We start from the raw sequence: 12,503 nt of genomic DNA on the forward strand, positions 1-12,503 counted from the left end.
GGCGGGCCCTATCCCGCTACCGTGCCTGCCTCAGCGCGCGGCCCCGTCGTCGTGCTTCAGAGAGGGACTCCCATCCGTTGGAGTCTTTGAAGTGCTCGGCCGTCTGTACGAGCCAGAATACCGCGAAGGCTGCGAGAGCGACTACTTCGACGATGAACACCGAGTTGCCTATTTGCCAATCTTCAGGCCGAATAAATTTTGTCAGAATCAGAGTCCCAGCGATGATATCGAGGAACATGATCACACCGAGGGCAAGGTAGATGCCCGAGTACATTCTCCGGTGGAAAAAAGCTGGTGGAGGTGGCTCCGACTGATCGTCGCGGTCCGCCCACTGGCGCCACGCTTCGATAACGGTCACAGTTGCGATGAGGATGAAAAAGACACCCGCCGCGGCGACATGTCCGTATTGCCGAAACAGATCCTGACCCGGCACATTCCAGAGCGCGAAGTACAAGATCCAGACAGCGAAACCGAGTGCGAGGATCACCCGAAAGGCCTCCGGTACGCGGCGAGACTTGTTGATGTGATGCCATACGTTCCATCCCAGTGCAACTATTATCACGGCAATCGAAATTATCAGCCAAATGTGAAATCCCGTTGCTACATACGGAAGCTGGTCGGCGGGAATGCAGTCAATTGTGCTGGGGCAGTTCGCAAGCTGTGCAGCTGGACCAACCTCACTGGGCAAGACAGGTGTCGGGATGATCGCGATCAGCGGCGCGAGAAGGGCCGCGAGGTTGAGCAGGTAGCTTTGCACGCCTTTCCCCGCGATGGCGAGAAGCGCAAGCGAGGCCGCGCACAGTGCTCCGGTGAACACGATGCGTGCGGGCGTGTAGTAGTAGTGGCTGATCGAGGGAAGTGTCTGCCCATCGTGCACGAGGTAGTCGTCAGGGGTGAAAAAGAAAACCGCGAGGAGTATCGCGACAACCGTTCCGACAATGCCGAACCGGAGAAAGAGGTATGTCTTTTTCAGGACATCGCGGTATTCCAGTGCAATCTTGAGTTGCGCCTGGCTCAGAGGTGCGTTTGTCTCGTTCAGTCTCGACGCCTCTGTCATTTTCCGTGAGTCATCCGAGGTCCACGATTTTTTCATGACCTGAGAGTATCCCGATGGTCGGCCGTGTACTCCGGGGATGCATCAGGCGGCTACCGCTGTCACCAGCCGCGTTGTTTCCACTCGGAGAGTTTGCTCCGCTCAGCTCCGAGCGTTGTGCCTGCTCCATGGCCCGGGTGCACCAGTGTGTCGTCCGGGAGGTAGTCGAAGATTCGGGTGACGACGTCGTTGTACAACGACGAGAAACGCTGGGCATCACCGTTGGTGTTCCCCAGTCCGCCGGGGAAGAGCGAATCGCCCGTGAACAGATGTGCGGGACCATGCGGGTCGCGGTAGAGCAGGGCAATCGACCCGGGGGTGTGTCCGCGCAGGTGAATTACTTCGAGGTCAATGCCATTGGTGGACTGGACGTCCCCATGGTGCAAGGGTATGTCTGTGGGCACAGTAATGTCCGCGATGTCGTCGAGACCCGCTGCAGCCGGCGCTTTCGTCAGCTCCCTGACCTCGCCCAGCGCCCGCACATGGTCCCAGTGCGAGTGTGTGGTGATTATGAGGGCCAGCCGGGCGATGGCACCCGTGTCTTTTTGTGCATCTTCGAGAAGGGTGCAGATGGCGGGTGCATCGTCCGCAGCGTCGATCAAGACCTGCGCGCCGGTGGATTTCGAGGTGAGTACGTAAACGTTGTTGCTCATCTCGGATACTGAGATGCTGCGAACCGTGAGGGCGGTGAGATCGTGCATAGTCCTGTTCCTATAACCGGTTGCGGGTCTCGTACGGCTGCGTCGCGGGGTTAGCGGTAGATCGTGGGGGAGTCACGTCGACCAACTCCGCGATAACCCGTCCGTTAGCTACTCGGGTACCGTCATTTCTCCCATTTGGCCCCAACCTTCAGCATCGATACGCTCGCTGATGATCTCTGGAGTCTTCACGAGCGCTTGAGGCATAGCCTTCATGGCCGCCGAAAAGTGAGTGCTGTTGACGTGAGATCCTGCGGCATCATCTTGGAATGCCTCGACGAGCACGAACTGGTGAGGATCGTCGACACTGCGAGACCAATCGAACCACAGGTTGCCTGGTTCCTGGCGTGTGGCCTCGGTGAAGTCGCGTGTCAGGTCCATCCAACGATCACTCCACTCTGGTTTCACAGTGAACTTGGCAACGATGAAAATCATGAAATGGTCCCTTTCCTCGGTCACGTCCCGTCGAGTGGCGGCGCTTCCTGAAAACCCGATGGTGAGTTGTTCCAGTGTAGGCGGCGGTCGGTTCCGAGCGGATCACCGAAGCACCTGTCGACTAAAATCGAATCGGACGATCTAGACCGATTACCGCTGAGAAATTGTGACCATGAAAACTCGTAAAGTAGCCATCATCACGGGGGGCTCCCAAGGCATCGGAGCGGGTCTGGTGTCCACATTCCGCGAGCTCGGCTATGCCGTCGTCGCTAATTCGCGCTCCATCACGGCGTCCGAACACTCGGACGTCATTACGGTACCCGGAGATATTTCGGACCCCGCTGTGGCCGGGAGGGTCATCAGCACTGCGATGGAGCAGTTCGGCCGGATCGACACGCTCGTAAACAACGCTGGAATTTTTATCGGTAAGCCATTCACCGAGTACACCCAGGAGGACTACAACAACATTCTTCAGGTGAACCTCGGGGGATTTTTCCACATTACGCAGAAGACCATCGCGCAGATGGTCGAACAGGGAGCGGGCCACGTGGTGAACGTGACAACGACGCTTGTTGAATTCGCGAACTCAAGCGCTCCGTCGGCTCTCGCCTCGTTGACCAAGGGCGGACTGTCTTCCGTCACGAAGTCCCTGGCGATCGAGTACGCCGGCCGCGGTATCCGCGTGAACGCCGTTTCTCTGGGAGTCATCCACACCCCCATGCACCCGGAAGAAACGCACGGAACTCTCGCAGGCTGGCACCCGGTCGGACGCATCGGCACGATCGATGATGTCACCCATGGCGTCCTCTACCTGGAACAAGCCCCGTTCGTCACGGGCGAGATCCTACATATCGACGGCGGACAAAGCGCCGGAAGCTGAGTCAGCATTCGACGTGCAGACTGCGCTGGCCGTCTCGTCTTCGACTAATGAAAAACGAACAGGAGAGAAACCGATGATCGCGCTTGATAGCATCGCCCGAGTTCGCATCGTGACGGAAGTCTTGGATGCGTGGGCGAACGGAATCCGTGAACATGACCCGGAACGTGTCGCGTCCCACTTCACCGAAAATGCTCTATTCCAGGGCGTCGCGCCGACGCATTCGATTGGCAGGCTCGGTGTGATCGCCTATTACGATAGGCAGCCTGTGGGCCTCAGTCCCTCGTTTCGAATCCTGGAACACCGCCAACTCTCCGACTCAACGCTGATCTCCTATATCGACGTCGACTTCACCCGTCCCGACGGCGTCGTCATTCCCGTTCACCTGACGGCTGTGCTGGAATACGTCGATGCCTCCTGGCTCATCAGCCATTACCACGTTTCACAGGTCGAATAGCAGCGACTCGTCGTAGCGGATGCCATCAAGAAGCATGGCGATGCTCGTGTCGCGGATTTGCCGGCGTTGGAAGCGTCGGGAACATTTTCGGCCCCGCCCTCGTTGTCGCCATCATGACAACTATTGGAATCATCGGTGCAGGAAACATTGGCAGCCAGGTCGCTCGCAAGGCGATCGAAAATGGTTACGACGTCGTGATCAGCAATTCCCGAGGTCCGGAGACCCTCGCCGAGCTCGTTGCCGAGCTGGGCCCGAAAGCGAGTGCCGGAACCGCGGCGCAGGCCGCTGAGGCCGCCAACGTCGCGATTGTGACGGTGCCGCTCAAGGCTTACGCGGATGTGCCCGTTCAGCAGCTCGCCGGCAAGATCGTGATTGACACCAATAACTATTACTTCGAACGCGACGGACATATCGCAGCCCTCGATAACGGCGAAACGACCGTGACCGGCATGCTGCAAAAGCACTTACCCACTTCGCGCGTAGCGAAAGGGTTCAATCACATTACGGCCGCGGACATCACCGCCGACTCGCACCCGACCGGCGACCCAGCCCGGCGCGCGCTGGCCACGTCCTCCGACTTCATCGACGCCTCCGACTTCGTCGCCAAGCTCTACGATGAATTCGGCTTCGACACAGTGAACATCGGCCCTCTCGTCGAGAGCTGGCGTGTCGAGCGCGACCGTCCGGCCTATGGCATCCGTCAGACAGTTGCAGAGCTCGAGGCGAACCTGACGAAGGCACCGCGCACGGTATGACGTTCGCCGACGGTCACCCTCAGCAGGTGACCGTCGGCGGTTTGCCCCCGAGTGTCGAAGAAGTTCGAACGTGACCCGTCTGGTGCGGTCAATTTTGCGAACAACCAAAGTAGTGCTAGCGCTTGGCGAAACACCGATTTAGGCTGTCGTCATGGCAGCTGGACCTTTGCCTGCCGGGTTGGACGGAAAAGCGTCGGATGCAATGCTGTCGCTTGGCCGTTTCTTCACTCGGTGGGAACAGACAGATGACGGCCGGGCGGTATTTCGCGAAGGCGGCCGTAAGGGCGACGTGTTCTACCGTGACCGGTGGAGCCACGACAAGGTGGTTCGGTCCACCCATGGGGTGAATTGCACGGGGTCCTGCTCGTGGAAAGTCTACGTACGCGACGGCATCATCACCTGGGAAGCCCAGCAGACGGACTACCCCTCGGTCGTCCCGATGCCCAGCTGCTGGAGCGGGTGCCGCTCATGCGCGCCGCGCTCGCCGAGCAGGGCCGTAAGGCGGCGAAATTCGAGGGCTTCCTCGGTTACCTGTCAAAAACCGACCTCGGCACTCTGCAGCGGCGCTACGTAGAGACCTTTGACCTCAGCAAACACCATCCGCTTTATCTGTCCTACTGGACCGACGGTGACACCCGCCGCCGCGGAGACGCGCTCGCCGCATTCAAAAAGGTGTACCGACAGACCGATTTTCTGACGAACACCCACGGCGAACTTCCCGACTTTCTGCCGCTCGTGCTCGAGTTTGCGGCGATCGCCGACCCCGTCGCCGGTCGGGCGCTGCTTCGGCAGTACCGACCGAGCCTCGAGCTGCTGAGGCTCGCCCTGCTCGCGGTGATTGCCGGGCATTTCTTCGGTCTGGTGATCCCGATGACCTGGACGCTCTCGGTGGGCATGAGCCAGGATTTCTACCATCTCAACGCCCTCCTTGTCGGCGGGGTCGCCGGGGTCGGCACGCTCGGTGGCATTTTGATCTTGATCTATCGCCGGCGCAAGACCGGCCCGGTATTTATGGCGACAACCCGCAACGACAAGGTCATGTATGTCGTACTGGCCGCCGCGATCGTACTCGGCCTCTGGACCACCTTGGCGAGCGTGTTCGAGGGCGCCCACGGACATAATTATCGGGAGACCGTTGCGCCCTGGTTCCGCTCGCTTTTCATCCTTCAGCCTGACATCGCAGCGATGGCCGCAGCCCCGTTCTCATTCCACATCCATACGCTCGTCGGCATGCTTCTGTTCACCATTTGGCCGTTCACTCGTCTGGTGCACGCCTTCACCGCGCCCCTGCACTATCTGTTTCGGCCGTATATCGTCTACCGCACCCGCGACCAGGTACCCGGCGCGATCAGACCAATCCGACGCGGCTGGGCAGCGATTGGAACCGAAGACCGAGCACGCGACAAAAAATAGCCATGCCTGAAAGTGTGCGGGAGCGTGCCCGGGCCAGCAAGGGGTTCAATCTTGTTCTCGCGACGTTGTCGTCCGTGGTGTGTTTCTGGGCCTGGACGAGTGTGGCCCCCCTCGGGGTGCGCTACAGCGTCGATTTGAATTTGACGTCGACGCAGGCATCCGTTTTAGTGGCCATGCCCGTCTTTGTCGGCTCGATCGGCCGTATTCCGGTGGGTGTGCTCACGGATCGCTTCGGTGGGCCGATCATGTTCACCACGGTGCTCCTGGCCACTGTCCCCGCACTTCTGCTCGTTGCGCTGGCCGGAACCCTGGGGGTCTACTGGGCTCTCGTCCTGTGCGCGCTCCTGTTGGGCGTCGCCGGAACGGTCTTCGCCGTCGGGATACCGTTCGTGAGCAACTGGTATGAAGTGTCCCGGCGCGGCTTCGCAACGGGAATCTTCGGTGCGGGAATGGGCGGGACAGCACTGTCCGCATTCTTCACACCCAGGTTCGTGGACTGGTTCGGCTACATTGCCACGCACCTGATCCTGGCCTGCCTGCTCGTCGCGACCGCGGTCCTCGTGCGAACCTGCATGGGGAATGCTCCGAGTTGGGTATCGAATTCCCAGCCGTTCGTTCCCAAGCTCTTGGACGCCGCAAAACTCGGTGTGACCTGGCAGATGTGCTTTCTCTACGGTGTGGTGTGCGGCGGGTTCGTAGCCTTCTCGACCTGCCTGCCGACCTACCTGCGCGATATTTACAATTTCGACCTGACCGCGGCGGGAACCCGCACGGCCGGATTCGCCGTCGCCGCGGTTCTGCTGCGCCCGGTCGGCGGAATCCTCGCCGACCACATCGGTCCCAAGCCGGTCGTCATCGTGGCGCTGGCCGCGGTCGCTGTTCTAGCCTGGGTGGTGAATCTGCGCCCCGACGGCGAGATACCGGCCGGGCTGACCTTCGTGGCGGTGGCTTCGGCCCTGGGGCTGGGGGAGTCTTCGCCTGGCTGGGGCGAAACTCGCCACCCGCCAAGGTCGGGTTGGTCAGCGGCATCGTCAGCGCGGCTGGCGGTCTCGGCGGGTACTTCCCCCCGCTCGTCATGGGGGCCACCTACAATGCCGCCGATAATAGTTATGCCATCGGTCTGCTCCTGCTGGCGGGAACGGCCGCGGTGGCCCTGATCTTCACCATCGTCGCCGTGCACGAACACCCCAACCAAACGGTGACAAATGAGGCCAACTGATAGCGACGCTGCCGTTTTGGGCGCCGCTAAGCGGTTTACTCAGGGATGATCTTCTCGGCGCGGTAGCGGTCGAACAAAGCTGTGAAAGAGTCGATCGTGCGGTGGTGCGGGGTGAAGCCGGCGAGGCGGCTCTTGGTGATGTCGGTGAAGACCTCGATATTCCGGCCGAGGTCGGCGTCGGTGTGCCACCACGATGCGATGCGCCCTAAGTCGGATTCGACGAGGTTGTACGCGGCAGCGAGTTCGGCCCAGACCGGCTCCATTCCAGCCATCTGCACCTCGAGCGGTCGTGGCTCGTCCACGAAACCAACCGGTTCGACGCCGAAGTATGCGGCGATCTTCGGCCACATCGCTCGCCAGCGGAAGACGTCGCCGTTGACGACGTTGAATGCTTCGTTGGCCCCGGCAGCCGTTGTCGCTGCCCACATCATCTGCTCGGCAAGGATCGTCGCGTCGGTCATGTCGGTGACGCCGTTCCACTGGGTCGCGCTGCCGGGGAACACAAAGGGAATGCCAAGATGCCTGCACAAGGCAGCCTGTGCGGCAAGGGTGAGTCCCATGTTCATGAGGTTGCCGACCGCGTGGCCGATCACGGTGTGCGAACGGTGCACCGACCAGGTGAATCCTTGGCGAGCGGATGCCGCGAACAGTTCGTCTTCCTGTGCGTAGTAGAAGTTCGCCACGTCGAGTCGCAGTTCGTCTTCGCTAAAGGGCGTGTCGGGCATGGTGCCCTGCCCGTAGGCCTCGAACGGGCCGAGGTAGTGCTTGAGGCCGGTGACCAGGGCGACGTGGCGCACTGGTGCGTGGGCGAGTGCGGCGAGGAGATCACGCACCATGCCGCCGTTCACCTCGATGTTGAGTTCCTCGCTGTTCTGACGGGACCAGGCGGTGAAGAAGACCCGTTCGGGCATCTCGCTGGCCAACACTTTGTTGAGGTCGGCGGCGGAGCGAAGGTCCGCCTGAATCCAGCGCACCCCGGGTAAGGCTGGGCCGCTGCGGCGGGCGAGGGCGAGAACTTGCCAGCCTTCGGCAGCTAACTGGTCGACCACGGCGGATCCGGTGATTCCGGACGCTCCGACGACGAGGGCGGTACGGGGTTCAAGTGAAGGAGTCATCGCTACATGCAACCGTGTGCTCTGTGAGGTATTCCTCCTCCCGTACCTGGCGGATGATCACGAGTCGCCTTGCCAGCCGACACTCTGCACACGGTGGTCACGCGCTTATTTACCTAGACAACGTGCAGCTTCGAGGATATTGTGCCCGTGTCGACGTCTGTGTGCGCCGGCTCCCTCGGGATTGCATGACTCTCGTCGCATTGGTGCATCGCACACACACTGTCCTCGCTCAGCACCTACCCGTCACACCGTTCCCCGCGCGACCGTCGTGTTTTCTCGGACATCCACCCGGAAAGCCACATCGAGTCAAGGAGCACGTTGTGAAAAAGTTCGTATTCACCGCCGTTGCCTGCGTCACCGCCGTCTCGTCCGCGATGATCGCAGTCCCGGCATCCGCTGTGGAGATTCCCACCCTTGGTGGGCCCACAGTACTGGCGAGTGGCCTGTTTTTACCGCTTAGTCTGGGCGTTGGGGCGGGCGGAAAAGTGTACGTGTCGCAAAACGCCCTGGGGGCGCTCACCAGGATCAGTCCCGACGGCACCACCAGCGTTATTGCGCGCGCCAACCCCGGCGATGAGCTGGGGGCCGTTTCTGTGCGTAACGGCACCGTTTATTACTCGACCAACACGCAAGACCACACCGCATCGGCGCTGTACTCGCTGCCGTTGGATGGTGTGGCCGCGCCGATTGCCGATCTCTACGCCTATGAGAGCGCGGCAAACCCCGACCAGGTCAACAGCTACGGGTTCGTCGACCTGCCGCAGTCCTGTCTCGACCAGTTCGATCCTGCGGCGCCAACGGCTCCCGTCAGCTATGTCGGAATCGTAGACACCCACCCCTACGCCAGCCTTCCTTTGGAGGATGCCGTCTATGTGGCGGATGCCGGTGCGAACGCCATTCTCAAGGTCGGTTACGACGGAACGGTGAGCACGGCTGCCGTCCTGCCGGCCGGTGACCCGATCATGGTCACTCCCCAGATCGCTGCCGGAGCCGGGTTCCCCGCCTGCACGGCCTGCTTCGGCTACCGGTTCGAACCGGTACCGACCGACGTCGAACAGAGTGGTGACGGTTGGTTGTACGTGACGACCCTGCCCGGTGGCCCCGAAGACGCCAGTCTCGGAGCTCGCGGCGCGGTCTACCGGTTCAACCCGGCTGACGGTGAGGTGCAGTTTGTGCAGGGCGGGTTTGTCGGAGCGACAGGCCTGGCCGTGTCGAAGCGCACCGGACTGATCGCCGTCACTGAGCTGTTCGGCGGCCCGAAAGGGACAGGTCAGGTTTCGGTGTTCCACCCGACCCTGACCGATCGAACACTGCAGATCCCGGTCACCTCGCCGTCCGCGATCGAACTCGTCGGAAACAGCGCGTACGTCACGACGAACTCCTTCGTGGCCGGCGCGACCGGAGCTCCGCAAGCGATTGGGAAGGTCGTCAAGCTCTCGGTGAGCCTCGGTGGAGACTAGATCGCAGCATCCGCTACTCCACTGCTCGGCGGGTGAATCGTTTTCCACGGAAGACGATGCACCCGTCATCTCCCTGTTGCATCGGTTTCAAACCGATACCCCATTCCGACCTTGGTCAATGGGGGCACTGAACCATTTTCGGCTGTACCTCGTGATAAGTCCAAGGCCCCCTACGCCGAGCACCTCCGCAGTGCGCACCACGTCATCGCACCTCATGCAATAGCACTTCATCACGCTCCATTTCAGGAGCGTGCACCGAGAGAAGGAAGCAATCATGAACAGCAGAATCTGGCTCAAGGCCGGACCAGTCGTCGGGGCAGTAGCGCTCAGCATTCTCGCGCTGACCGGATGCTCGCAGGGAACGACGACCCCGGCGGCCGACACGTCGAGTTCATCCAGCCCGACGAGCGATGCCGCGGTCAAGCCGGCCCTTGCGACCGCGGACAGTTCACTCGGCAAGATCGTCGTCGATACCGCCGGAATGACTCTGTATGTCTTCGACAAGGACGTTGCAAACTCCGGCACGAGCACCTGCGAGGGCGAGTGCCTCGTCAAGTGGCCTGCCGTCGTCGCCGAATCCGACACCCCCACGGTCGACGGCGTGACCGGCACGGTCGGTGTCATCACCCGCACGGATGGCACCAAGCAAGTCACCCTCGCTGGACTTCCGCTCTACTACTGGGCGGGCGACTCTGCTGCCGGGGACACCACCGGAGAGGGTGTTGGCGGCGTCTGGTGGGTGGTCGCTCCGAACGGAGACAAAATCGCCAGCTAGAGACCGCAATCCGCCCTCTGGCAGACGCCGTACCCATCGACATCACGAAGCGGATGGGTACGGCGTCGGCCGGGAGCGGGCAGAATGGATGGGTGTATGTACTGGTGCGGCAGACAAGTGGTGGCGACGTGCTGGTCGATACGCTTGACGATGTCGGCCGTTCTATTGAGGCGGCCCGCCTCACCCTGACCGAGTTTCGGTCGTTTGTGTCGTCGCTCGAAGCCAGCACTCATGAATCGGCCACCGGTGACCGGGCCGCACCCCGCTGGGTCTGGGAGGACACCGCCCGTATCTACCCGATGCTCCTGGAGGCCGGCATCCGTGTTCAGCGCTGCCACGATCTCCGTCTGTGTCACGTGATCCTGAAAAATTCCGCGCTGACTATGACGAGCGAGCTCGCGCTGGCGGCGCCAGGGCGCTGGGACATCGCGAGCGTTGGCACGACCGACCGAGCAGAGCCCTTGGCGACACTCTTTGAGTTCGACGCAAACGCGGATTCTGATGCCAGCGGTGAATCCGGCACGGCGGGGGAGTTTCGTCGGCAACTCGACTCGGTGTCGGCCGCTTTCGAACCGGGGCGCCTCCGGCTCTTGCTCGCCGCTGAATCCGCTGGGGCGCTCGTGGCCGCGGAGATGCGGTACGCCGGGCTGCCCTGGCGCACCGATGTGCATGAACTCCTTCTCACCCGTGAGCTGGGGCCGCGGGTCGCGCCCGGCCTCCGTCCGGAGCGTCTGGAACTGCTGGTCCGGCGCATCCGCTCAGAACTCGGTGATGCCACCCTCAACCCGGACTCCCCCCAGGAGTTGATCAAGGCACTGCAACGGGCGGGGCTCTCCGTTTCCACGACGCGTGCGTGGGAGCTGAAGAAGCTCGAACATCCGGTCATCGAACCGCTTCTGCAGTATAAGAAACTGTCTCGGCTGCTCAGTGCCAACGGCTGGATCTGGATGGAATCCTGGGTAGTCGACGGCCGATTCCACCCGGACTACATGCCGGGGGGTGTTGTGACGGGTCGCTGGGCGACCCGTGGCGGAGGAGCCCTCCAACTACCCAAGCAAATTCGTGGTGCCGTCGTCGCCGACGACGGCTGGAAACTGGTCGTGGCCGACGCTGCCTAACTCGAACCGCGTATTCTCGCGGCGCTGGCCCAGGACATGAGTATGGCCCGGGCGGGTCGTGGCAGCGACCTGTATGCCGGCATCGTGGCCAGCGGAGTCGTCGAGACCCGCGATCACGCCAAGGTCGCTATGCTCGGAGCCATGTACGGGGCCACGACCGGAGAAAGCGGCCGGCTCATGCCCCGCCTGGCCCGCGCCTATCCACGGGCAATCGCTCTCACCGAATCAGCGGCTCGTGCCGGAGAGCGTGGCGAAGTGGTGACGACCCGACTCGGTCGGTCATCACCGATACCAGGACCCGGCTGGCGCGCGGCCCAGGTTCTGGCTTACAACGCGGCTGCAACGGCGACCGATGAGCGACGCGCTCGCAGCCAGGCGCGCGACTGGGGACGCTTCACCCGTAACTTCATCGTGCAGGGCAGCGCCGCCGAGTGGGCGCTGTGCTGGATGGCTGAGATTCGCCGGGAGCTGACGGCTTTGCCGAGCCCGGATCCTTGCATTGAGCATTCGAGCGAAGCGCGCCCGGCAACGGAGGCCGGCCTCAATCCTGTGGCTCCGCGCGGCACCATGGCCGCGCAATCTTCGAGGCTGGCTCCGAGTGCCCGCGCGCCCTTCGACGTCTCGCCACATCTGGTGTTTTTTCTGCACGACGAGGTGATCGTGCACACCCCAGCCGCGCAGGCGGAGGCCGTTGCCAACATCATCGTGAATGCGGCCGAGGCTGCTGGTCGGTTGATGTTCGGCGATTTTCCGGTTGATTTCATGCTCACCGTAGCCACCGTCGATAATTACGCCCAGGCCAAGTAGCCCAACTGCGGCACGGTTTCACTGAGACGGCGTTGAAACGTCGTGACCGTCCCATCGGTCGAGCGTGTCGAGCCCCACCGACGGTCACAGCCAGCCTGAGCGCCGCCTCTATCCTCACGGCGCGGATATGGATGGGCATCCTTTGACCCATGGCGGGAACAGTGGTTTCTTTGCTGGGGTGCGCGAAGAGGCGGGCCTCGCGTGCTGTGTGCACGTGGGGCCCGCCTGGTTCCTGCGAGGGAGTTCTGGGGTGGTTAGTGGGGGTGGTTAGCCTTTTTTGA

The 12,503-nt window shown here is 62.0% G+C and carries 9 protein-coding genes and 5 pseudogenes; 10 read left to right on the top strand and 4 right to left on the bottom strand.

What is annotated here, in order from left to right; genetic code table 11:
- Positions 1-16: 16 nt before the first annotated feature.
- The 3 genes from E3T27_RS14810 to E3T27_RS14820 all read right to left on the bottom strand — a co-directional run bounded on the left by E3T27_RS14810 (position 17) and on the right by E3T27_RS14820 (position 2,226).
- On the bottom strand, positions 17-1,093 hold the full coding sequence (locus tag E3T27_RS14810; RefSeq protein WP_134573658.1) for a hypothetical protein: 1,077 nt from the start codon (positions 1,091-1,093) through the stop codon (positions 17-19).
- Between the two features lie 62 nt (positions 1,094-1,155).
- Positions 1,156-1,794, bottom strand: a complete 639-nt coding sequence (locus tag E3T27_RS14815) for an MBL fold metallo-hydrolase (RefSeq protein WP_134573660.1) — start codon at positions 1,792-1,794, stop codon at positions 1,156-1,158.
- Positions 1,795-1,902: 108 nt separating this feature from the next.
- Positions 1,903-2,226, bottom strand: a complete 324-nt coding sequence (locus E3T27_RS14820) for a putative quinol monooxygenase (RefSeq protein WP_104195578.1) — start codon at positions 2,224-2,226, stop codon at positions 1,903-1,905.
- 172 nt (positions 2,227-2,398) lie between these two features.
- On the opposite strand from E3T27_RS14820, the gene E3T27_RS14825 reads away from it, so the two are divergent.
- The 7 genes and pseudogenes from E3T27_RS14825 to E3T27_RS14850 all read left to right on the top strand — a co-directional run bounded on the left by E3T27_RS14825 (position 2,399) and on the right by E3T27_RS14850 (position 6,947).
- Positions 2,399-3,106, top strand: coding sequence for an SDR family NAD(P)-dependent oxidoreductase (locus tag E3T27_RS14825; RefSeq protein ID WP_134573662.1), 708 nt, complete (start codon positions 2,399-2,401; stop codon positions 3,104-3,106).
- 13 nt (positions 3,107-3,119) lie between these two features.
- The gene (locus E3T27_RS14830; RefSeq protein WP_158251788.1) at positions 3,120-3,560 is read left to right on the top strand and encodes a YybH family protein; all 441 of its coding nucleotides are present in this window, start codon (positions 3,120-3,122) and stop codon (positions 3,558-3,560) included.
- Between the two features lie 113 nt (positions 3,561-3,673).
- Positions 3,674-4,315, top strand: coding sequence for an NADPH-dependent F420 reductase (locus E3T27_RS14835; RefSeq protein WP_134573666.1), 642 nt, complete (start codon positions 3,674-3,676; stop codon positions 4,313-4,315).
- A gap of 202 nt (positions 4,316-4,517) precedes the next feature.
- Positions 4,518-4,754: pseudogene (locus E3T27_RS16790) on the top strand (hypothetical protein); the annotation flags it as partial.
- Positions 4,755-4,783: 29 nt separating this feature from the next.
- Positions 4,784-5,083: pseudogene (gene narJ / locus E3T27_RS17085) on the top strand (nitrate reductase molybdenum cofactor assembly chaperone); the annotation flags it as partial.
- A gap of 51 nt (positions 5,084-5,134) precedes the next feature.
- Positions 5,135-5,728, top strand: a pseudogene (narI, locus tag E3T27_RS16795) (respiratory nitrate reductase subunit gamma); the annotation flags it as partial.
- 2 nt (positions 5,729-5,730) lie between these two features.
- Positions 5,731-6,947 (top strand): annotated as a pseudogene (locus E3T27_RS14850) (MFS transporter).
- 35 nt (positions 6,948-6,982) lie between these two features.
- Here E3T27_RS14850 and E3T27_RS14855 read toward each other — a convergent pair.
- Positions 6,983-8,062, bottom strand: a complete 1,080-nt coding sequence (locus tag E3T27_RS14855) for an SDR family oxidoreductase (RefSeq protein WP_134573670.1) — start codon at positions 8,060-8,062, stop codon at positions 6,983-6,985.
- A gap of 320 nt (positions 8,063-8,382) precedes the next feature.
- On the opposite strand from E3T27_RS14855, the gene E3T27_RS14860 reads away from it, so the two are divergent.
- From E3T27_RS14860 to E3T27_RS14870, 3 genes and pseudogenes are all read left to right on the top strand, one after another.
- Positions 8,383-9,522: a ScyD/ScyE family protein gene (locus E3T27_RS14860; RefSeq protein ID WP_166786229.1), complete on the top strand. Its 1,140-nt coding sequence runs from the start codon at positions 8,383-8,385 to the stop codon at positions 9,520-9,522.
- Positions 9,523-9,796: 274 nt separating this feature from the next.
- The gene (locus E3T27_RS14865) at positions 9,797-10,297 is read left to right on the top strand and encodes a COG4315 family predicted lipoprotein (protein WP_134573674.1); all 501 of its coding nucleotides are present in this window, start codon (positions 9,797-9,799) and stop codon (positions 10,295-10,297) included.
- Between the two features lie 53 nt (positions 10,298-10,350).
- Positions 10,351-12,222 (top strand): annotated as a pseudogene (locus tag E3T27_RS14870) (bifunctional 3'-5' exonuclease/DNA polymerase).
- Positions 12,223-12,503 lie beyond the last annotated feature (281 nt).

Origin of the sequence: Cryobacterium lyxosi, assembly GCF_004403345.1 — a bacterium.
GTDB lineage: Bacteria > Actinomycetota > Actinomycetes > Actinomycetales > Microbacteriaceae > Cryobacterium > Cryobacterium lyxosi.

Coding starts and splice junctions, on each gene's coding strand:
- E3T27_RS14815 (WP_134573660.1), bottom strand. CDS start 1,794: ATGCACGATCTCACCGCCCTCACGGTTCGCAGCATCTCAGTATCCGAG.
- E3T27_RS14825 (WP_134573662.1), top strand. CDS start 2,399: ATGAAAACTCGTAAAGTAGCCATCATCACGGGGGGCTCCCAAGGCATC.
- E3T27_RS14855 (WP_134573670.1), bottom strand. CDS start 8,062: ATGACTCCTTCACTTGAACCCCGTACCGCCCTCGTCGTCGGAGCGTCC.
- E3T27_RS14865 (WP_134573674.1), top strand. CDS start 9,797: ATGAACAGCAGAATCTGGCTCAAGGCCGGACCAGTCGTCGGGGCAGTA.
- E3T27_RS14835 (WP_134573666.1), top strand. CDS start 3,674: ATGACAACTATTGGAATCATCGGTGCAGGAAACATTGGCAGCCAGGTC.
- E3T27_RS14810 (WP_134573658.1), bottom strand. CDS start 1,093: ATGAAAAAATCGTGGACCTCGGATGACTCACGGAAAATGACAGAGGCG.
- E3T27_RS14820 (WP_104195578.1), bottom strand. CDS start 2,226: ATGATTTTCATCGTTGCCAAGTTCACTGTGAAACCAGAGTGGAGTGAT.